At 38.6% G+C, this 20679-nt stretch carries 22 protein-coding genes; 17 read left to right on the forward strand and 5 right to left on the reverse strand.

Annotation, left to right across the window (positions count from 1 at the left end):
• Positions 1 to 3 precede the first annotated feature (3 nt).
• The gene (locus HZR84_09305) at positions 4 to 417 is read left to right on the forward strand and encodes a thioredoxin family protein (GenBank protein QNL22124.1); all 414 of its coding nucleotides are present in this window, start codon (positions 4 to 6) and stop codon (positions 415 to 417) included.
• A gap of 3 nt (positions 418 to 420) precedes the next feature.
• On the opposite strand, the gene HZR84_09310 is transcribed toward HZR84_09305, so the two are convergent.
• Positions 421 to 1179 carry an alpha/beta fold hydrolase gene (locus tag HZR84_09310; protein QNL22125.1) on the reverse strand — a complete coding sequence of 253 codons (759 nt, stop codon included), beginning with the start codon at positions 1177 to 1179 and terminating at the stop codon, positions 421 to 423.
• Positions 1179 to 1892 carry a pyridoxine 5'-phosphate synthase gene (locus HZR84_09315; GenBank protein ID QNL22126.1) on the reverse strand — a complete coding sequence of 238 codons (714 nt, stop codon included), beginning with the start codon at positions 1890 to 1892 and terminating at the stop codon, positions 1179 to 1181. The genes HZR84_09310 and HZR84_09315 overlap by 1 nt, the downstream gene beginning before the upstream one ends.
• Before the next feature lie 43 nt (positions 1893 to 1935).
• Between HZR84_09315 and HZR84_09320 the strand changes: the two genes are divergently transcribed.
• From HZR84_09320 to infB, 16 genes are all read left to right on the forward strand, one after another.
• The gene (locus tag HZR84_09320; GenBank protein ID QNL22127.1) at positions 1936 to 2388 is read left to right on the forward strand and encodes a GatB/YqeY domain-containing protein; all 453 of its coding nucleotides are present in this window, start codon (positions 1936 to 1938) and stop codon (positions 2386 to 2388) included.
• Positions 2389 to 2934, forward strand: a complete 546-nt coding sequence (locus HZR84_09325; protein ID QNL22128.1) for a CvpA family protein — start codon at positions 2389 to 2391, stop codon at positions 2932 to 2934.
• Positions 2918 to 3490: an aminodeoxychorismate/anthranilate synthase component II gene (locus HZR84_09330; GenBank protein ID QNL22129.1), complete on the forward strand. Its 573-nt coding sequence runs from the start codon at positions 2918 to 2920 to the stop codon at positions 3488 to 3490. The genes HZR84_09325 and HZR84_09330 overlap by 17 nt, the downstream gene beginning before the upstream one ends.
• A 37-nt stretch (positions 3491 to 3527) precedes the next feature.
• Positions 3528 to 4277, forward strand: a complete 750-nt coding sequence (locus HZR84_09335) for an alpha/beta hydrolase (GenBank protein ID QNL22130.1) — start codon at positions 3528 to 3530, stop codon at positions 4275 to 4277.
• On the forward strand, positions 4274 to 4939 hold the full coding sequence (locus HZR84_09340; protein QNL22131.1) for a CBS domain-containing protein: 666 nt from the start codon (positions 4274 to 4276) through the stop codon (positions 4937 to 4939). The genes HZR84_09335 and HZR84_09340 overlap by 4 nt, the downstream gene beginning before the upstream one ends.
• Positions 4940 to 4985: 46 nt before the next feature.
• On the forward strand, positions 4986 to 5861 hold the full coding sequence (locus HZR84_09345) for an NAD kinase (GenBank protein QNL22132.1): 876 nt from the start codon (positions 4986 to 4988) through the stop codon (positions 5859 to 5861).
• A 67-nt stretch (positions 5862 to 5928) separates the two neighbouring features.
• On the forward strand, positions 5929 to 6891 hold the full coding sequence (locus HZR84_09350; GenBank protein QNL22133.1) for a hypothetical protein: 963 nt from the start codon (positions 5929 to 5931) through the stop codon (positions 6889 to 6891).
• Positions 6892 to 6951: 60 nt separating this feature from the next.
• Positions 6952 to 7629 (forward strand): hypothetical protein, encoded by a 678-nt coding sequence (locus HZR84_09355; GenBank protein QNL22134.1) that lies wholly within the window; start codon positions 6952 to 6954, stop codon positions 7627 to 7629.
• A 71-nt stretch (positions 7630 to 7700) separates the two neighbouring features.
• Complete coding sequence (locus HZR84_09360; GenBank protein QNL22135.1) at positions 7701 to 8429, forward strand: isoprenyl transferase; 729 nt, start codon at positions 7701 to 7703, stop codon at positions 8427 to 8429.
• A 4-nt stretch (positions 8430 to 8433) separates the two neighbouring features.
• Complete coding sequence (locus HZR84_09365) at positions 8434 to 11133, forward strand: BamA/TamA family outer membrane protein (protein ID QNL22136.1); 2700 nt, start codon at positions 8434 to 8436, stop codon at positions 11131 to 11133.
• Positions 11134 to 11143: 10 nt separating this feature from the next.
• Entirely contained in the window at positions 11144 to 11677 is a 534-nt protein-coding gene (locus tag HZR84_09370; protein QNL22137.1) for an OmpH family outer membrane protein, read from the forward strand.
• Positions 11678 to 11696: 19 nt separating this feature from the next.
• Positions 11697 to 12224: an OmpH family outer membrane protein gene (locus HZR84_09375; GenBank protein ID QNL22138.1), complete on the forward strand. Its 528-nt coding sequence runs from the start codon at positions 11697 to 11699 to the stop codon at positions 12222 to 12224.
• A 33-nt stretch (positions 12225 to 12257) separates the two neighbouring features.
• On the forward strand, positions 12258 to 13124 hold the full coding sequence (locus HZR84_09380) for an LD-carboxypeptidase (GenBank protein ID QNL22139.1): 867 nt from the start codon (positions 12258 to 12260) through the stop codon (positions 13122 to 13124).
• A gap of 85 nt (positions 13125 to 13209) precedes the next feature.
• Positions 13210 to 13674, forward strand: coding sequence for a hypothetical protein (locus HZR84_09385; GenBank protein QNL22140.1), 465 nt, complete (start codon positions 13210 to 13212; stop codon positions 13672 to 13674).
• A 5-nt stretch (positions 13675 to 13679) separates the two neighbouring features.
• Positions 13680 to 14921, forward strand: a complete 1242-nt coding sequence (gene nusA / locus HZR84_09390; protein QNL22141.1) for a transcription termination/antitermination protein NusA — start codon at positions 13680 to 13682, stop codon at positions 14919 to 14921.
• Positions 14922 to 14959: 38 nt separating this feature from the next.
• The gene (infB, locus tag HZR84_09395) at positions 14960 to 17761 is read left to right on the forward strand and encodes a translation initiation factor IF-2 (GenBank protein ID QNL22142.1); all 2802 of its coding nucleotides are present in this window, start codon (positions 14960 to 14962) and stop codon (positions 17759 to 17761) included.
• A gap of 125 nt (positions 17762 to 17886) precedes the next feature.
• On the opposite strand, the gene pruA is transcribed toward infB, so the two are convergent.
• The 3 genes from pruA to HZR84_09410 all read right to left on the reverse strand — a co-directional run bounded on the left by pruA (position 17887) and on the right by HZR84_09410 (position 20670).
• Complete coding sequence (pruA, locus tag HZR84_09400) at positions 17887 to 19515, reverse strand: L-glutamate gamma-semialdehyde dehydrogenase (GenBank protein ID QNL22143.1); 1629 nt, start codon at positions 19513 to 19515, stop codon at positions 17887 to 17889.
• 83 nt (positions 19516 to 19598) lie between these two features.
• Positions 19599 to 20291, reverse strand: coding sequence for a noncanonical pyrimidine nucleotidase, YjjG family (locus tag HZR84_09405; protein ID QNL22144.1), 693 nt, complete (start codon positions 20289 to 20291; stop codon positions 19599 to 19601).
• Positions 20278 to 20670, reverse strand: a complete 393-nt coding sequence (locus HZR84_09410; GenBank protein QNL22145.1) for a helix-turn-helix transcriptional regulator — start codon at positions 20668 to 20670, stop codon at positions 20278 to 20280. The genes HZR84_09405 and HZR84_09410 overlap by 14 nt, the downstream gene beginning before the upstream one ends.
• Positions 20671 to 20679: the final 9 nt, after the last annotated feature.

Raw genomic sequence — 20679 nt, forward strand, 5'->3', positions numbered from 1 at the left:
ATCATGAAAAACTTCATTTTATCCACTTTTATACTAATCTTTTTTACAGCATCACATTCGGCAGAAGCACATAAATTTAATTTCATTTCCGGATCATGGGAGGAAATTCTATCAAAGGCAGAAGCTGAAGACAAACTGATATTTGTGGATTTCAAGGCATCCTGGTGTGGCCCATGTAAGTGGATGGAGAAAAATGCTTTCAACGATAAAAATACAGCTGATTTTTTCAATGAAAACTTTTTCTATGTCTCTGTAGATGTCGATACAGAAATGAGAGAATTAGTAAGTCAAGTAAACCCAAGGTCTGTTCCAACCTTGATTTTTTTCAATTCAAAAGGAGAGATTGTATTGAAAGATGAAGGAGCATTGGGTTCTGAGCTCCTTATGAAAATGGGGCAAAAAGCAGCGGGTTTATAGAGTTTAAAAATATTTCCTAACCAATTCCACAAATGCTTCCGGCTTCTCGGCATGCAACCAATGCCCGGCATTTTCCATCGTTTCCAAATCCGCCTTTGGAAATATTTTTTTAATAAATTTAAAATCCTCGTCTTTTATATATTCTGATTTACCACCACGGAGAAATAATACTTCACCCTCGTAAATATGATTATCAGAATAGCCTTTTCCTACATTTTCAATTTGATCAGTAATAACCGGAAGATTTACCGACCATTCATAACTACCATCTTCTTTGCGTTTGACATTTTTAAGAAGGAATGCTCTAATCCCAAATTCCGGGATATATGCCTTTAATTGATCTTCTATTTCTTTTCTACCCTTCGCTTTTTCAATGTCAATTGAATTCAATCCGTCCAGAATTTTCTGATGATGAACAGGATAAGCTTTTGGCCCAATATCCGCAATTATAGCCCCCGGCACAATGAGATGTCCTCGAATTAGAAATTCCATGACTGTTTTTCCACCCATGGAATGCCCGATTAAATAGGGGTCGTGAATATTGTGATCTTCAATAAACTCCATAAGATCCCCGGCCATGGCTTCATAAGTGAAATCATCCGAATGCGGACTTTGGCCATGATTTCTTTGATCAATGGTCCATACTGTATATTCATCGGCCAGCATTTTAGCGATGGTCATCCAATTATCTGAAGAACCAAAAAGGCCATGCAATATGATAATGTTTCTTCCTTCTCCCTGTTTTCTGTAAAATAACTCCATTACATTAATTGTCTTTTATACATATTGATAGCATTTTCAAGTCCCAAATAAAGGGCATCACTTATGAGTGCATGACCAATACTCACTTCTTTAAGTTTAGGAATAGTAGTCGCAAAATATTTCAAATTTTTCAAATCCAGGTCATGGCCGGCATTCAATTCCAGGCCAACGTTTAAAGCCGCTTTTGCTGTCTTGACATAGTCGGCAATAGCCATTTCTTTATTTTTATGATATTGACTTGCATAGGATTCGGTGTATAATTCTACCCTGTCGGTACCACAATCAGCGGCAGCACTAGCCATTTTTTCATCGGGGTCAACAAAAATGGATGTTCTGATTTCATTTCGTTTTAATTCCTGAATGATTTCTTTCAATAATTCCTTATTTCGGATTGTATCCCATCCTGCATTGGAAGTTAATACATCGGGCCCGTCGGGTACAAGTGTAGCCTGTGCGGGTTTTACTTTTAAAACCAATTCCATATATCGTTTATCCGGATAGCCTTCTATGTTAAATTCTGTATTAACCACTTCCTTCAGGTCCAAAACGTCTTGGTATCGGATGTGTCTTTCATCCGGTCTTGGATGCACAGTAATGCCCTCAGCACCGAATCGCTCACAATCAATCGCGACTTGTACGACATCGGGGACATTGCCTCCTCTGGCATTTCTGAGAGTGGCGATTTTATTAATATTTACACTGAGTCTTGTCATCCACAATTTCTGTTAATTTTGCACAAATATACCCTTCATAATTATGAGTTTAAAAACAAAGATCGATTCGGATATTAAACAGGCCATGTTGGCCAAAAAACAAGACGAGCTAAGAGCCTTGCGCGCCATAAAATCAATGATACTCTTGGCACAAACAGATAGCGGGGCAGGAGAAAATCTTTCAGAAGAAGAAGAGATGAAAATTCTCATGAAAGCGGCAAAACAAAGGAGGGATTCTATCGATGTTTACAAAGAACAAGGCAGAGATGACCTGGCAAAAGAAGAGCAGGTGGAGTTGGATGTCATTCAAAAATATTTACCTGAAATGATGTCTGAAGAAGAGGTGGAAGCAAAAATCAAAGAAGTTATTTCAGAAAATGGTGCTACCGGCCCTCAGGATATGGGAAAAATGATGCCTTTGGCCATCAAAGCCCTGGCCGGAAAAGCAGATAACAAAATGATTTCGTCTATACTCAAAAAGCTCCTGACTTCTTAAATGGAAGTAATTGACATCGTATTAGCCTTGCCTTTACTTTTTGGTTTTTATAGAGGCTTTAAAAAAGGATTGTTGATGGAAATCGTAAATATCCTTGCTTTAATTCTGGCAATTATTGGCGGTTTCAAATTAATGGATCAGGCTTTACTTATACTGATAGATACTTTTGGGAAACCACATCCTGCATTTCCTTTTCTGGCCTTTATACTAGTCTTTATAGCCATAGTTCTTGGCGTGAATGTATTGGGTAAGGCACTAAAAAGCTTAATAGGTTTGACCATACTCGGTAGCTTTGACAAATTTGTCGGGGGCATAATCGGAGTGATCAAATGGGCATTTGCGATAAGTCTTGTCTTATGGATGATTAATGCATTTGCACCTGAATTATTTGATGAACAAATGCGCGCCGATGCCTATTTGTTGCCACTCCTAATTTCCTTTGCACCTCATCTGTTTCATATAATGCTGGGTTTTCTGCCATTTCTCAGTGATATGATGGATTCCATTAAAGATCTATTATCCCCCGACAGTGTTGCTAATTATTGACAATTACGATTCCTTCACCTACAATCTTCTTGATTATTTCGAGCAGTTAGGGCAAGAATGTCAGCTTATTAGAAATGATTTGGAAAAAAAGGACTGGCCTGAAAATCCTGATGCGATTGTAATATCTCCAGGGCCCATGGATCCACTACGCGCGGGGAATTTGATGCAGATGATTGATTATTACTGCGAAAAAGTGCCAATTCTGGGCATTTGTCTCGGGCATCAGGCGCTGGCGCTGAAGTTTGGGGCAAAATTAGAACATGCCATCAAACCCATGCATGGAAAAATTAGTCGAATTTTTTGCGAGGATGATCCCATTTTTGAAAATATACCTAAAAACTTCAATGTGGTAAGGTACCACTCATTGATTATAAAGGAACTTCCCAGTAGTCTGAAAGCGCTGGCCAAAACCAATGAAGAAGAGCTTATGGCCTTCAGACACACAACATTAGCAATCTATGGAATTCAGTTCCACCCCGAGGCAGCATTAACGGAATACGGTCTCCAACTTTTGGAAAATTGTTTGCATTGTTTTGCGCAAAACGCAATCAATTAAAACATTTTCTTAATTTGCAAGCTTTCGCAATCGATTTATGGAAGTAAAAAAGTCAGGTAAATTTGAATACATAGATGAAGGCAAAGGAGATATACTTCTTTTACTCCACGGGCTTTTTGGTGCCTTGAGCAATTGGGAGCATGTAGTCAATGAATTCAAAAAAGACTTTAGAGTAATTATTCCATTAATGCCGATCTATTCAATGCCGAGAAGAAAGGCTTCTGTCGATGGATTGGTTGATTTCATTGAAGAATTTGTGGAAAAACAAGAACTCAAAGACCTAACGCTTTTGGGGAATTCCCTGGGCGGCCATGTGGCTTTGGTCTATACCTTAAGTTTTCAATCCAACGTAAAAAAATTAGTACTTACCGGAAGTTCCGGGCTTTTTGAAAATAGCATGGGCGGCTCATTTCCGAAAAGAGGTAATCAAAAATATATAAAGGAGAGAGTGGAATACACTTTTTACGATCCCAAAACTGCCTCCGATGAGTTAATCGAGGAAGTATTTGAAATAACCAGCTCTATTCCAAAATGTCTCAACATTGTAGCCATTGCAAAAGCAGCCCAAAGACATAACCTGGCCAATGAACTTCACAAAATTAAAGTCCCAACACTTTTGATATGGGGATTAAATGACACTATAACGCCTCCCATGGTAGCGCATGAATTTCACAGACTCATCCCAAATTCAAAACTTTCGTTTATAGATAAATGTTGTCATGCTCCAATGATGGAAAGACCGGAAGAGTTTAAGGAAATTTTAAGCGACTTTTTAAGAAACAAATGATAGCTGTAGATTTAATAAATCAATTGATCCCGCCGTTAAAACCCGAAGACAGGGCTTTGCGAGCGATAGACTGGATGGATGAGTTTCGTGTAAATCAATTGCCAGTGGTGGATAGCAATAAATTTTTGGGATTAATAGATGAAGATGTGGTTTTTTCTTCCAACGATCCCGATCAACCCATCAAAGACCTTCAGTTAAAACACAATAGTGTATTTATTGATAGCCAAAGACATCTATTTGAGGTTATTAAATTGGCGATTGACAATCACCTTGATGTGGTCCCAATTGTGGATGAAGACGAAAATTATCTGGGTGTGGTAACTGTCAATGATACCGCCAGAGCATTTTCTCAATTGGCCTCCGCCGAATACCCTGGTGGTATTCTGGTATTGTGTATGGATGAAAAAGATTATTCTCTGACGGAAATTAGCAGACTGGCTGAAGCGGATGATGTCAAAATTCTAAGTGCATTTGTGTCTAATGACCCAATGGATAACAAAAAACTGAAAGTGACGCTTAAGTTTAATAAACAGGATATTTCCCGCCTGATTGCTACCTATGAAAGATTTAATTACAAAGTGATCTCCCAATTTCAGGAAACCTCTTCATCGGGATATGAAAAGGAAAGACTTAACATTTTATTCAAATATTTGGAGCTATAGCTTTTTTGGCTAATTTTAATCTTATGCCAAAACTATTTTGCCGCTCATGAATGTCGCTATCAACGGTCGCGATTTTACCGGAGATTTGCTTTCTGTAATTCAGGATATGTTTGCTTTTTTGGAAGCTGAGAATTGCGCTATTCAAATCGAACAGGATTTCAGGGATAATTGCCAAACCAATAATGTAAAACTTCCAAAACACACTATTTTTTCCAATTTACATGAATTAATAGATGCCGACCTTGCCATAAGTATTGGTGGAGATGGCACCTTACTAGAAACAGTTTCGTATGTAGGAAAAAAGGAAATTCCTATTCTCGGAATAAATATGGGTCGCCTGGGATATCTTGCAACCACCAAGAGAGAGGATATTCGCGAATCGCTTTCTGAATTTATAAATGGGAATTATGAACTGGACAAAAGAACTCTTCTTTCTTTAATAACAGAAGATAAGCGTTTTGGAAACAAAAATTTTGCCTTAAATGAAGTGGCAATTTTAAAAAGAGATACCTCTTCGATGATTCGCGCGCATATTTCGGTAGATGATGTTTTTTTAAATTCCTATTGGGCAGATGGGATAATAGTTTCTACACCGACAGGTAGCACTGGATATTCCTTGAGCTGTGGTGGACCAATTGTACTCCCGGGATCGGAAAATCTGATTATAACACCGATTTGTCCTCATAATTTAACCATGAGACCCTTGATAATTCCGGATAAGAGTAAAATTCAAATTGATCTGGAAGGAAGAACAAAAAATATTCTGATTTCACTGGACAGCCGATCGGAATCAGTTCCTACAAATTTCTCCTTAAAAGTGCAAAAGGCCAGTTTTAAAGCCAATTTAGTCAAATTGAAAAACAGTGTTTATTTCAATACGCTAAGGGAGAAATTAAACTGGGGTAAGGATGTCAGAAATTAATGCATTGTCCATTACAAATAAAAATATTTAATTTGTACCTGTTTTGGCTTCACTTATAGTGATTATTATGAAAAATAAAGCATTGTTCCTTCTAGTTTTTGTACTCCTTATCGGTAGTGTGGCCGATGTAAAGGGACAATTTTTTAGCAGGAGAAAACATTATTCTTCCATTGGCGGCGGACTCTGTGGAATGAACTACTTTGGAGATATTGTACCTAAAGATGGTATTGCAAGTGCAGACCTTAGTTTTACAAGGCCTCAATTGTCATTTACTTATTCACGAAAATTTCATCCGAGATTTTCAGTAAAAGGAACATTTTCCTGGGGTAGGCTTCAGGGCGACGACTTCTCTTCAGCGGATCCGGGAGATGCAGAAAGCGGTAGATTTAGATATGCAAGAAATTTGCATTTCAGAAATGACATTAAGGAACTGGCTTTTGTCGGAGTAGTGGATCTGTTTGAAAACAGGGGTACATTCCTAAAAAGACCTGTCTTGATTCCATATGCATTTTTAGGAATTGGAGTTTTTCATCACAATCCAAAAGCAAGAACTCCGGTGGATGAGGGTAATGAATGGGTGTCGCTTAAACCTTTGAATACCGAAGAAAGAACTTATTCATTGATTCAACCTGTTATTCCGCTTGGCCTTGGTGTAAGGTATAAAATAAACAAAAATTTTGATGTCGCTTTTGAAATAGGCTATAGATATACATTTACCGATTATTTGGATGATGTGAGCGGGCCATATAAAGCACTGGCTAATTTTGATGATCCACTCGCCGCAATGATGTCAAACCGAACCGGGGAAGTTGCTTCGGCATTTACAGGAGAAACCAGAGACCCTGTTTATAATACAATTTACGGGGGTACAACCGATATCACCGTTGGCGATAAAACATTCCAAATTGCTCAAGGTGTAGATGAAGGTGAAAAAAGAGGAAACTCTTCGGATAATGATATTTATATCGTTTACGGTTTCCATGTGACTTATATCCTCTATAAAGGAATGAGATCTCCAAAATTCAGATAATAGCGGAGCAATAATTTCGTTAAGCCAGCAATGCTGCAAAATTCATTTGATTTTTCAATCTTGAGAAAGTTATTGATAGTAACGCTTCTGTTATTCACCGCAAATTGTGCTTTGATGGCACAGTCGGGAGAAATAGGAATCGGAGTGGGCAGTACCAACTATCGCGGTGAAATATCACCGAAATACGATTTTTATTTTCAGCGGCCGGCGGGAATGCTATTTTACAGACATAATTTCAGCCCGATATTTTCATTGAGAGGATCTTTTATGGTGGGGATGCTGTCTGCTACCAATCAGAGATACTCAGATGCCCTTTCTCAATTTCGTCCATTGAAATTTAATGCCACAGTTTATGAGGGGGCCTTAATGCCGGAATACAATTTTTTTAATTTTCGCGGGAAGAACAATATTCCAAAGGCTACTTTTTATTTTACTGCCGGCCTGGCATTTTACCGATATACTACATCCGCACCTCAAATAGAGGCAGGTGGACCTCCTTCCTTCAGTATGGCAATACCCATGGGCTTTGGTATGAAAGCAATGCTGGGGGATCTGACAAATATTGGCCTGGAATTCGGTGCTAGAAAAACATTTGATGATTACTTCGATGGTGTCAGCGATACCTTTGGAAATGGTATTCAAAGGGGTTTTCGTTATGATTATGACTGGTATTATTTTGCCGGGGTATCGATAAGTTATATCATTTATAAAATATCTTGTCCTTATTTCACCTATTAATGGCATTTTGATGCTAATTCTTTAGCTTTGCAATCCATTTTGAAAATGCGTCTCTCCATATGGTCGAAAACTTGAAAGACCGCATATTATCAGACAATTTGCCTCAACACATTGCCGTTATCATGGATGGAAATGGCCGTTGGGCGAAACAAAAAGGTGCGCAAAGAATCTTTGGACATAAAAACGCGATAAATGCGGTTAGAGATATTTCTGAAGGTTGTGCAGAGTTGGGAGTTAATTACCTTACTCTGTATGCATTTTCCACTGAGAATTGGGGACGGCCCAGATATGAAGTAGATGCATTAATGAATTTATTGGTTTCTACCATACGATCGGAAACCAAAACACTGATGGAGAACAAAATTAAACTGAATACAATTGGCGATCTGGATCACTTACCAAAAAAATGTCTGAAAGAATTGAACGAAGCAAAAGAAATAACAAAAGACAATGACAATATGGTATTGACACTTGCGCTGAGTTATTCTGGCAGATGGGAAATACTGGAGGCTGTAAAATCTATGATAAAAGACGGAATGAAACCAGAAGAGGTCAATGATGAATCGTTTAGGGCACATTTATTTGATCCTTCACTTCCCGATCCCGAATTACTTATAAGGACTAGTGGCGAACTTAGGATAAGCAATTTCTTATTATGGCAACTGGCCTATTCTGAATTGTATTTTACTAATACACTATGGCCCGATTTTAGAAAGAAACACCTTTATGAGGCTTTGATAGAATATCAGCAAAGAGAAAGAAGGTTTGGTAAAACAAGTGAGCAGCTCAAGGCACATTAGAGATATGCGCAGATCAATTCTTCTAATTACTATACTATTTATTTACTCTATTTCCTGGGCTCAAATTCGATTGGGAGAAAGAAAGGCATTTGATATTTCATATTCCAATCCGGTTGAATATGAAATCGGCGGTATAGAAGTAACCGGTGTTTCCAATTTGGATGAAACCTCTCTTATTTCTGTATCAGGGCTAAAGGTTGGAGATAAAATTAACATTCCGGGAGATGAAATTAGCGGTGCAATCAGAAAACTCTGGAAACAGGGTATTCTCGGCGATGTGAAAATATTGGTGACCAAAGTTGAGGGCAATTTCGTATTTCTTGAAATTCGGCTTAGCGAAAGACCAAGACTTTCCAAGTTTGGTTTTAGAGAAAAGAAAAAAGGAAAAATTGAAAACCTCAAAAAAGGAGAAGCCGATGAACTGAAAGAAAAACTCAATTTGATTAGAGGAAGAATTATAACCGACGCTATCAAGAAAAACTCAGAACGAAAAATCAGAAATTACTATATCGACAAGGGATTTCTGAATGTGGACATAAGCAGTAATATCGAAGAGGACCCTATATTAAAAAACAGCGTTGTTCTGAATTTCATAATCGAGAAAAAGGAAAAGGTAAAAATTAAAGAAATCGTTTTTGAAGGAAACGAAGCAGCTAAAGATTCCAAGTTGAGGAAAAAAATGAAGGGGAATCATGAAAAGGTCAGAATAAGCCTTGGTAAAAATATCAATCGTGATCTTCTCAAATTGGACAAAATCACATTCAGGACATTATTTAAGAGAGCAAAAGAACTGGAACCTGAGGATTTCCAATATTACATTACTTCTAATCTTAAGCTTAATTTTTTCAACAATGCCAAATTCAGCAAAGGTGCATTGGAAGAGGATAAAGAAAACATTATTTCCTATTATAATTCACTAGGTTATCGGGATGCGGAAATCGTCACTGATACTGTTTTTCAATTAAATCCTGAAGAACTTAAAATCCGAATGACGGTGGATGAAGGCAATAAGTATTACTTCAGAAATATTGAGTGGAGCGGTAATTATATTCATACTGAAGAAGAATTGTCGGCGATTCTCAATGTTAACAAGGGAGATATTTACGATCGTGAGGAGTTGAGCAGAAGATTAAATTTCAATCCAAATGGTTTTGACGTCACCTCCCTCTACATGGATGATGGCTATTTGTTTTTCAGCGTTCAACCCATTGAGACAAGAATAATTGGCGATTCGGTGGATATGGAAATGCGAATTTACGAAGGGGAGCAGGCCACCATCAACGAAATTATAATCAGAGGAAATACCGTAACATCAGACGATGTAATCAGAAGAGAAATACGAACCTATCCTGGCTATAAATTCAGTCGAAGAGATGTCATCAGAACACAGACCTTTCTAGCTCAGTTGGGATATTTTGACCCAGAAAAAATTGGAATTAATCCTATGCCTAATCCTATAGATGGTACTGTTGATATTGAATATGTAGTAGAAGAACGGCCGAGTAATCAAATAGAATTATCCGGAGGATGGGGAGGTGCATTTGGGTTTGTTGGAAGCCTTGGATTGGTGATCAATAATTTCTCAACAAAGAAAATGCTTAAACTGAGCGAATGGAGTCCGCTTCCTAGTGGTGACGGCCAAAGGCTTTCACTCAGGGCTCAGGCCAATGGCAGAAGATTTCAAACTTACAGTTTGTCATTTACAGAGCCCTGGTTGGGTGGAAGAAAACCTCATTCATTAACCGTGAGTTTTACACATTCGAGGCAAAACCTTATCAGCACATTTACCAATGAAAAATTTGGTCATTTCTACATCTCAGGAGTTACACTTGGTTTGGGCCGCCGTTTGACTTGGCCGGATGACTATTTTGTTTTGAATAATACTGCATCTTTATTATTCTATGATTTGAACAATTTTGGAGTAGGAGGAAATCTTAATCTCGACGGAATTGCCAGAAACTTCTCTTTGATAAATACTATCTCAAGAAATTCTGTTGATAACCCAACCTATCCAAGAACGGGCTCTCAGGTTTCATTAAGTATGATTCTAACGCCTCCTTATTCGTTGTTCAGAGATAACAACAATTTTGAAACTGATGCTGAAAGGTTTAGATGGATAGAATATCACAAATGGATGATTGACAACTCATGGTACATGAGTTTAGTAGGTAATCTTGTTTTGAACGGTAGAATGCATTTTGGATTTGTCGGCTCTTATAACAAAGACATAGGTGTTACTCCATTCGAACGATTTACCCTTGGTGGATCGGGCTTGACCGGGTTTAATCCTCTATTGGGAACAGAGGTTATCGGTTTGAGAGGTTATGAAGATGCCTCACTAAATCCATATTTGTTAGGAGAAAATGTGAGCAATACATCATTTGATCAGCTTACACCCAGTCAACTGGCAACTCCGGGCCTTGCGTTTACTAAATACGTAATGGAATTGAGATATCCTTTATCATTGAATCCATCTGCTACTATATATTTACAGACGTTTTTTGAGGCGGGAAATAACTTTGCCTATTTTGAAGACTTCAACCCCTTTGACTTGTATCGCTCGGTTGGTGTGGGAGCGAGGATTTTCATGCCGGCATTTGGATTAATAGGTGTGGACTATGGTTACGGGCTGGATCCGGTACCGGGAAGACAGGGAGTAAACGGTTCTCAATTTCATTTTTCTATAGGGCAACAGATACGATAATACATCTCTTATGAAAAAGATCGCATTATTTTTATTTTTGGCACCCATTTTGTCGTATGATTTGAGCGCACAGCGTTTTGGCTATGTAGATGCGAATTTTATTCTGACACAGATGCCTGATTATAAAAAGGCGGAAGAAGAAGTTAATTCGCTCTCCAAAGCATGGCAGGATGAGATTTCAAAAATGAAATCAGAGATTCAGTCCATGTACGATGAGCTAAAAGCTGAAGAAGTGTTGTTGACAAAGGAAATGGTTGATGAAAGGAAAAATAAAATCAAAGCAAAAGAAGAGGCTTTGAAAGAATATCAGCAAAAAACTTTTGGCTACGATGGGCTCTTGTTTTTAAAAAGACAGGAGTTGATACAGCCGGTGCAGGACAAGATATATGAGGCAATAGAAGAAATTTCCAGACAAAAAAAGCTTCATATAATGTTTGACAAATCAGGTGATCTGGTGATGTTATATACAGATCCGCGATATGATTATACTGATTTTGTTCTGGAAGAACTCGGATTGAAAGAACCCGAAGAATTGGAAGAGTAAAAAACGAAAAATTATAAAAATGAAAAAAATATATCTCATACTATTGACCGTCGCTCTTTTTGGGAGCCAGAATGTTTTTGCACAGAATCTCAAAATAGGATATGCCAGTCCTAATTATATTTTGGCAAGCATGCCTCAAAGCAAGCAAATTGAATCGCAGCTTGATACCTATGGCAAACAATTGGAAAATCAATTGGACAATAAGATTAAGGAGTTTGAAGGCAAGTATCAGGCTTATGAGGCAGGTAAATCTACGATGACTGAACTTATCAGAGCTGATAAGGAGCAGGAGCTTCAAATGATGAATAAATCGATCCAGGATTTTCAGAAAAAAGCCCAGGATGATTTGCAGAAAAAAGAGAATGAGTTGCTTGCACCACTTGTAGATAAAGTCAACAATGCCATCAATCAGGTGGCTGCCGAAAAAGGATATACCTATATTTTTAGCAGTGATGCAGCATTGGGAGCTTCATTCATTCTACATGCACCGGAGGGAGATGATGTCTCCGACCTGGTTTTGGCAAAACTCGGAGTTACAAAAAAATAATTTAATTAGCCTCCACACGGAGGCTTTTTTGTTTTGAAGCAGAAAATAAATCATATCCTGGTAATAGCTCCTGCGGGCAGAATAGATATGCAAGAACTGCAAAAGGGGATAGAATTGCTTCGAAATGCCGGATATAAAGTTGAAACCGGTGAAAATGTAAATAAAATTCATGGGCCTTTTGCAGGGAGAGATGCTGAGCGCCTGGCAGATCTTCAATGGGCTTTGGACCATCCTGAGGCAGATGCCATTTGGATGGCCAGGGGTGGATATGGTATTACCAGAATTATTGATAACATTCAAACAAAGGGCTTTTTTTCCAAACCCAAAGTGATATTGGGTTTTAGCGATATTACAGCACTGTTTCTTGACAGCAGATTTGAAAAGTTTCCTCTTATCCATTCCTCGATGATAGAATCCATGACTAAGGATGAACTTCTGATGTTGAAGGATTTGCTAAATAAAAAACAGCAGACTTTGAATTGTAAGTCAAACCGGGAACAATCGTCCTTAAGGGGAGACATTACAGGCGGTAATCTGAGTTTAATCGTAAATCAACTGGGTATTGTGAATCCGGAATTCTTCAAGAATAAGATTCTTTTTCTTGAGGAAATAGCAGAATACGATTATAAAATCGATCGTATGATGGTGCAGTTAAAAAGGGCAGGGGTTTTTAATAACATCAAGGCTTTGTTGTTGGGCGCTTTTAGTGAAACCATTAAAGGCCGTTTTCCCATATCCGGCGTTTATGAATCAATTGTGGAAGAAGCAAAAATTTACGAATTGCCCTGCTTTTACAATTTACCGAGTGGGCACATTCATCCCAACCATCCATTGATTTTTAATTTACAAACAGAGCTTCAATTCACTTCGGGAGAATTAAACATAAAATATCTGTTCTAAAGGGTATTTGATTTCTGCTTATTATTTATGTATTTTTGCGGTGTTAAATTAAGAGAGGGGACTTCGTGAGTCCCCTCTTTTTATTATGATGCAACTTTCAGAAGAACAAATAAAGAAATGGGTGGAGGAGTTAATCGCAGATCCTTCTTTGTTTGTTGTTGAAATTGAAATCAAAGGAGATAAGGATGGTAAAAAAAAGATTGCCATATATCTCGACGGGGACAAAGGAATAAGTATTGATGCTTGCAGTAAGATTTCAAAAAAACTGGGAGCAAAAATGGAAGAAGAAGATTCCGCCATGCTGCAATACAATTTGGAAGTTTCATCATTTGGTGTTGGCAAGCCTTTAAAAATGCTGCGGCAATACAAAAATAACATAGGAAGAAAAGTTAGGATTGATCTTGGGGAAGGCAAATCTCAGGAGGGAATTCTAAAAGAAGTAAGCGATAATGCTTTGGTTTTGGAAAAGAAAAAGAAAAAAGATGTTCAAAGTTTAAATTTTGAACTGGATAAAATAAACAGCATACAAGTATTAGTATCTTTTAAATAAATAAAATGGACAGCGCAACATTAATTGAGTCGTTTCAGGAATTTGCAAAATTCAAAAACATTGACCGTCCTACAATGATCCACATTTTGGAGGATGTCTTTAAAACACTCGTTAGAAAAAAGTATGGTTCAGATGATAATTTTGACGTTATCATTAATACCGATAAGGGTGACCTTGAAATCTGGCATTACAGAGAAGTTGTAGCGGATGATGCTGAAGACATTGATTTAAACATTCAAATTCCATTGTCCGACGCTAAAAAAATAGAAGAAGATTTTGAAGTGGGAGAAGAAGTTGCAGAAGAAGTAAAATTCGAAGATTTCGGACGCCGTTTGGTGCTCACCGCACGCCAGACATTAATGCAAAGAATAAAAGATCTTGAAAAAGACATTTTGTACCAGAAATACAAAGAGCAGGTAGGAGAGATTGTTACCGGTGAAGTATATCAGGTGCTTCCCAAAGAAATTTTAATGGTAGATGGCGAAGGAAATGAGTTGGTTGTAAAAAGAAGCGAGCAGATACCAAAAGACAGATTTAGAAAAGGTGATACCATCAGGGCGATTGTCGATAGAGTTGAAATGCTAAATGGCAATCCGAGAATTTTGCTTTCAAGAACGTCACCAAAATTTCTTGAAAGATTATTTGAAAACGAAGTGCCGGAAGTTTACGATGGCCTGATTCAAATCAAAAAGGTAGTTAGGGAACCGGGCGAAAGAGCGAAAGTGACTGTGGAGTCTTTTGATGACAGAGTTGATCCGGTTGGTGCATGTGTCGGTATGAAAGGTTCAAGAATTCACAGTATTGTTAGAGAGCTCGATAATGAAAATATCGATGTCATCAATCATACTGAAAACAAAGAACTTCTGATTCAACGTGCCCTGAGTCCGGCAAAAATTTCTACCATAAAAATGGATCCGGATGAAGACAGGGTTTCTGTATTTCTCAAACCCGATCAGGTTTCATTGGCAATTGGCAAAGGCGGTCTAAACATTAAGCTGGCAAGTAAATTGGTCGGATTGGAAATCGACGTTTTCAGAGAAATCCTTGAAGGCGAAGAAGACGATGTGGACTTGATGGAATTTACAGATGAAATTGAAGATTGGATCATCGAAGAATTAAGAAAAATAGGTTTAGATACGGCTAAAAGCGTATTGAAAACAGGAAAAGAAGACCTGCTTAGAAGAACAGATTTAGAGGAAGAAACCATTGATGATGTAATCCAAATACTAAGTCAGGAATTTGAGTAAAATTTTTTATAGAATAGAAAAAACGGGATATTTGGCCTATGAGTGAAAAGACCCTCAGAATAAGTAAGGTATCGAGAGAGCTGAACGTTGGGACTTCAACCATTATTGATTTCTTGGCAACAAAAGGACATAAAGTTGATAATAGTCCTAATGCCAAAATAAGTATGGAGCAATTCGATTTGCTTCAAAAAGAATTTGAAACCTCACGAGCGGCTAAAGAAGAGGCCTCAGGAATGACCATTGGCTCAAAAGTCAAGGTAGATGGGGAAGATGCGTCCTCGAGCCGATCAGATAAATCCGAACCTGAGGATCAAATACTCATTAAAAATGTAGGTGTTTCAGGAAAGAAAGAAAATTCACAACCCGAAGATGTAATCAGAGCAAAAGCAAGTGTTCAGGGTACCAGAGTACTTGGAAAAATTGACTTAGACAAGAAAAAAACAGAAAAGGTAGAAGAGAAGGTTAAGGAAGAAGCCAAGGAAGAAGTCAAAAAAGAAATACCTAAAGAAGAGCCAAAGGCAGAACCAAAAAAGGTTGAAGAAAAGCCCCAAGCCAAAGAGGAAGAAAAATCGGAAGAAAAGCCGGTAAAAGAAGAAAAGAAAAAAGTAGAACCAAAAGCCGAAGAAAAGAAACCGGAACCTGAGACGGTAGCCAAGGAAGATGCAAAATCCGAAGCACCAAAAGAGGAAGAGCAGGTGGATGAACCTGGAAAAACTATTTCGGCGAAAGCGGATAAATTACAAGGGCTTAAAGTTCTAGGCAAAATTGAATTGCCTAAAAAACCTGAGAAGAAAGGCCCTGAAAAAGTGGCATCTTCTGACGATTCCCATAAAGACAAAGATGGAAAACGCAAAAGAAAGAGGATAAGAACAGGCAGTGATAACAGGAAAAAGCCAAAAGAGGTTCAGGGTAAGAAAAGTCAAAAAGAAGAAGTTTCCGACAAGGAAATCCAAGAGCAGATTAAGGCCACCATGGCAAAAATTTCCGGAGGAAGTAAGAGTCCTACGGGAGTAAGAGCCAAATACAGAAAAGAAAAACGTTCTGCCATGGCACAAGCCAGAGAGGAGGCAGCAGAACAGGAAGACACAAAAACACTAAAAGTTACTGAGTTCGTTTCAGCCAATGACCTGGCATCACTTATGGATGTCAATGTGAATGATGTAATTTCCACCTGTCTTTCATTGGGAATGTTCGTGTCAATTAACCAGCGACTCGATGCTGAAAGCATTACCATTATCGCAGACGAATTTGGATACAATGTTGAATTTGTAAGCTCTGAACAGGAATCGGAAGAGGATTTGACTGAGCAGGATCACGATGAAAACATGATCGAACGTGCGCCAATAGTAACTATAATGGGACATGTTGATCACGGTAAAACATCATTGCTTGATTATATACGAAGTGCCAAGGTAACGGAAGGCGAAGCCGGAGGTATTACACAGCACATTGGAGCCTATGATGTTACATCTAAAACGGGAAAGAGAATCGTATTCCTTGATACCCCAGGTCACGAAGCCTTTACAGCGATGAGAGCCAGGGGTGCCGCAGTAACCGATGTAGCAATTATTGTTATTGCAGCGGATGACAGCGTTATGCCGCAAACCAAAGAAGCCATTAACCATGCATCCAATGCAGGGGTACCCATAGTCTTTGCCCTCAACAAAATGGATAAGCCCAATGCCAATCCGGACAAGGTCAAAGAGGAATTGGCAAACATGAATTATATGGTTGAAGACTGGGGTGGTAAATACCAATGCGAACAGATATCAGCCAAAACCGGCCAGGGAGTTGAAGAACTACTCGAAAAAGTATTGCTCGAAGCAGAACTTCTGGAATTAAAGGCGGACTCTAAAAAAAGAGGTAATGGAACGGTCATTGAGGCCGAGCTCGATAAGGGAAGAGGCTATGTAGCCACATTGCTCAATGAATCCGGAATAATGAAAGTCGGAGATGTAATTCTAGCAGGCTCGCACATGGGTAAAGTTAAAGCCATGTTTGATCACCGAGGAATCAAGATGAATGAAGTTGGCCCTGCAACGCCAGCATTGGTTTTAGGACTCAACGGAGCACCGCAAGCCGGTGACAAATTTAATATCATGGAATCTGAGCGTGAGGCAAGAGAAATTGCCAACAACAGAGCCCAGATACAAAGAGAACAAAGTATTCGAACCAAGAAACACATTACACTTGATGAAATTGGTCGACGATTGGCAATTGGTTCATTTAAAGAATTGAATGTCATAGTAAAAGGTGATGTGGATGGTTCTGTTGAAGCATTGGCCGATTCACTGTTAAAATTATCTACAGATGAAATCAAAGTTAGTATTATACATAAAGGCGTTGGTCAGATTTCTGAATCAGATGTTTTGCTTGCTTCTGCGTCAGATGCCGTAATACTTGGTTTCCAGGTACGGCCTTCAGGTACAGCAAGAAAACTCGCTGAGAATGAAGAGATCGAGATCAGAATGTATTCTATCATTTACGATGCGATCAATGAGATTAAGGATGCCATGGAGGGTATGCTTGAGCCGACGAAAGAAGAAGTTGTTATCGGTACGGTGGAAATACGTCAGACTTTTAAAATTTCCAAAGTTGGTACTATTGCCGGTTGTTTTGTAAAAGACGGCCTGGTAAAACGGAAAAGTCAGGTACGTGTGGTGCGTGACGGTATCGTTGTTGCTGATAGCATGATCGATGAGTTAAAACGCCATAAAGACGATGTAACCGAGGTTAAATTTGGTTATGAATGTGGTATTCGATTGAAAAATTTCAACGACATTAACGAAGGCGATGAGCTGGAGGTGTACGAAGAAAGAGAAATCAAGCGTAAGCTTTAATTAAACAAATAATAACAAATACAAAAAAAGGGTGATCGAAATGTCGATCACCCTTTTTTTTTAATGTCAGAATAAAAACTTACTCAATTCTTAATTCCCGCCACTGGCGGGCAAGTTTAATTCTTTTACTCTTCATCCATAAACGGATAGGTAAAGTTCTTCGCCGGAACATAAGTTTCCTTAATCGTTCTTACCGATACCCATCGGTGCAGATTCTGGGCAGAGCCGGCTTTGTCATTGGTGCCGGATGCTCTGGAACCTCCAAATGGCTGCTGGCCAACCACTGCTCCGGTTGGTTTATCATTGATATAGAAATTACCGGCCGCATGCTCCAGCGCTTTGGTTGCTTTATCAATGGCATAACGATCTCTTGCAAATACTGCACCCGTTAATGCATATGGAGAAGTTTCATCCACTAACTTTAAAACATCATCAAAGGCCGAATTGTAAACATAAATCGTCACAACAGGACCAAAGATTTCCTCGCACATTGTGGTGAATTGCGGATCTTCTGTTAAGATAACAGTTGGCTCAATAAAGTATCCTTTACTGTCATCGTAATTTCCACCTGCGATAATCTTAGCCACTTTTGAATTTTTAGCCTCATCGATAAATTTGGAAATTTTGTCAAATGAGCGTTTGTCAATGACAGCATTAAAGAAGTTTCTGAAATCTTCCGGACTGCCCATTTTAATATTTTTTAAATCGGCGAGTAAATTTTTCTCAACATCTTTCCAAATGCTCTGATCAATATAAACTCTTGAAGCGGCGGAACATTTTTGACCCTGGTATTCGAATGCACCTCTGGTAATGGCCGTAGCTACTTCTTTGGCATCCGCCGAACGATGCGCCAAAATAAAATCTTTACCTCCTGTTTCTCCTACGATTCTTGGATAGGTTCTGAATTTATCAATATTGGTTCCAATGGTTTTCCAAATATGCTGGAAGGTCTTGGTGCTACCTGTAAAATGTACACCTGCCAGATCGCGATGCTTAAATACGATATCACCGGTTGTCGGGCCATCGGTGTAAATGATATTGATAACGCCATCGGGCAATCCCGCTTCCTTCATAATTTCCATAAATACCCAGGCCGAATAAATCTGGGTTTCCGAAGGTTTCCATAAAACGGTATTTCCCATCATGGCGGGCGCAGCAGCCAAATTTGCACCAATTGAAGTAAAATTGAATGGTGTTATTGCTGCAACAAAACCTTCAAGTGGTCTGTATTCTGTTCTATTCCACATGCCCGGTAAAGAATCGGGCTGCTCCAAGTAGATTTCCTGCATGAAATAGGCATTAAATTTTAGGAAATCTATTAATTCACAAGCCGCATCAATTTCAGCCTGAAAAACACTTTTTGATTGGCCCAACATCGTCGCGGCATTCATTTTGGCCCGGTAGGGGCCGGCTAATAAATCTGCTGCTTTTAGAAATACACTTACGCGTTGTTCCCAGGGCAAAGCTGACCAGCTTTTTTTAGCATCCAATGCTGCATTAATCGCCTGATGAACATGCGTTTCGTCGCCTTTATGAAAATGAGCAAGAACGTGTTTGTGCTCATGCGGCGGAGTAATTTCAATCTTTTTGTCAGTTCTGATTTCCTCTCCTCCAATGACCATCGGAATGTCCATTACACTGGATTTTAATTCAGCCAGAACAGATTTGAGTTCTTTTTTTTCCGGGCTACCCGGGGCGTAACTTTTTACCGGTTCATTGACCGGGTATGGAATATTTGAAATTGCTTTTGACATCGTTTGAAATTTCTTGCAAAAGTAAGGTATAGACTACGAAGCCCCAACCCATTGCAATTCCTTTTTGAATTACCCGAAATTTACTAGAGATGATTTTTTAGTTCTATTAAATCAGAAATGCTGTGATTCATTTCTACTTTGCAGGCGCGATTTTCAGGATTGAAATGAATGCGATCCATACCTGAATTAAACGCGCCCTGAATATCGGTTTCGGGATTGTCACCGATCATGATGCTTTCTTTTGCATTTGTTCCGGCAATTTTAATGGCATATTCGAATATAGCAGCGTTCGGTTTGGTAATACCTATACATTCGGATGTAATGGTTTCCTTAAAGTATGGTTTTAAACCGGAATTCACCATTTTACTTTCTGTGCTTCCCTTGAAGCCATTTGTGATTATATGCATTACATATTTCTCTTTCAAATACTCAAGAATCTCAATGCTGTTTGGAAGTACATGAGGTTTTTTTGGACAGATTTCTAAAAAAGCATTCTCCATTTTGGCTGCCAGCAACCTGTCTTTAATTCCGAGATGTCCTAATGTTTTAAAAAATCTAATTTCTCTAAGCTCTTCTTTATTAACCAATCCTTTATTGTACGATCTCCAGAGCTCAAAATTCACTAGGCGGTATACTTCGAGTAATTTTTCCTGAAGTATATTAAAATTTGATAGCTCAAAAAGGACGTGAAGTTCAAAAAGTGTCTCCTTTGCATTCTTTTCATAGTCCCATAAGGTGTGGTCCAGATCGAAAAAAATGTGTTTATAATTTTTCACGCATTAGTTTTTTAAGGTTGATCTTGCTTGTAGATAACTCCCGATTAGAATTAAGAACATCACAAGTCTCAAGATCGTTTTTTAGCAAAGGATCTTTTTCAAAGTAATTGAGCAATTGTGTAATAATTTCTCCAAACTCATCATTCACAGAATAAAGCACCCATTGATCAATTCTTTTTGAAGAAACAAGTCCGGAAGTTTTGAGATAAACCAAATGCCTTGAAGTTTTGGCTTGAGTGAATTCAAGCACTAATTCGAGGTCGGAGGTTGAAAGTGGGCCTTTTTTGAAGAGCAAATTGATAACCCTAACCCTGGCCAACTCAGAAAAGGCTTTAAAAATTTGCGTTCCGACGGATGTGTTAAATTGCTTTACTCGCATACTCTAATA

Origin of the sequence: Hyphobacterium sp. CCMP332, from assembly GCA_014323545.1 — a bacterium.
In the GTDB taxonomy this organism is placed as follows: Bacteria; Bacteroidota; Bacteroidia; order Cytophagales; family CCMP332; genus CCMP332.

Bases quoted from the DNA above. Each gene is read 5' to 3' on its own strand.
- HZR84_09305 (QNL22124.1), top strand. From the start codon at position 4: ATGAAAAACTTCATTTTATCCACTTTTATACTAATCTTTTTTACAGCA.
- HZR84_09310 (QNL22125.1), bottom strand. From the start codon at position 1,179: ATGGAGTTATTTTACAGAAAACAGGGAGAAGGAAGAAACATTATCATA.
- HZR84_09315 (QNL22126.1), bottom strand. From the start codon at position 1,892: ATGACAAGACTCAGTGTAAATATTAATAAAATCGCCACTCTCAGAAAT.
- HZR84_09320 (QNL22127.1), top strand. From the start codon at position 1,936: ATGAGTTTAAAAACAAAGATCGATTCGGATATTAAACAGGCCATGTTG.
- HZR84_09325 (QNL22128.1), top strand. From the start codon at position 2,389: ATGGAAGTAATTGACATCGTATTAGCCTTGCCTTTACTTTTTGGTTTT.
- HZR84_09335 (QNL22130.1), top strand. From the start codon at position 3,528: ATGGAAGTAAAAAAGTCAGGTAAATTTGAATACATAGATGAAGGCAAA.
- HZR84_09340 (QNL22131.1), top strand. From the start codon at position 4,274: ATGATAGCTGTAGATTTAATAAATCAATTGATCCCGCCGTTAAAACCC.
- HZR84_09345 (QNL22132.1), top strand. From the start codon at position 4,986: ATGAATGTCGCTATCAACGGTCGCGATTTTACCGGAGATTTGCTTTCT.
- HZR84_09350 (QNL22133.1), top strand. From the start codon at position 5,929: ATGAAAAATAAAGCATTGTTCCTTCTAGTTTTTGTACTCCTTATCGGT.
- HZR84_09365 (QNL22136.1), top strand. From the start codon at position 8,434: ATGCGCAGATCAATTCTTCTAATTACTATACTATTTATTTACTCTATT.
- HZR84_09370 (QNL22137.1), top strand. From the start codon at position 11,144: ATGAAAAAGATCGCATTATTTTTATTTTTGGCACCCATTTTGTCGTAT.
- HZR84_09375 (QNL22138.1), top strand. From the start codon at position 11,697: ATGAAAAAAATATATCTCATACTATTGACCGTCGCTCTTTTTGGGAGC.
- HZR84_09385 (QNL22140.1), top strand. From the start codon at position 13,210: ATGATGCAACTTTCAGAAGAACAAATAAAGAAATGGGTGGAGGAGTTA.
- nusA (QNL22141.1), top strand. From the start codon at position 13,680: ATGGACAGCGCAACATTAATTGAGTCGTTTCAGGAATTTGCAAAATTC.
- infB (QNL22142.1), top strand. From the start codon at position 14,960: ATGAGTGAAAAGACCCTCAGAATAAGTAAGGTATCGAGAGAGCTGAAC.
- pruA (QNL22143.1), bottom strand. From the start codon at position 19,515: ATGTCAAAAGCAATTTCAAATATTCCATACCCGGTCAATGAACCGGTA.
- HZR84_09410 (QNL22145.1), bottom strand. From the start codon at position 20,670: ATGCGAGTAAAGCAATTTAACACATCCGTCGGAACGCAAATTTTTAAA.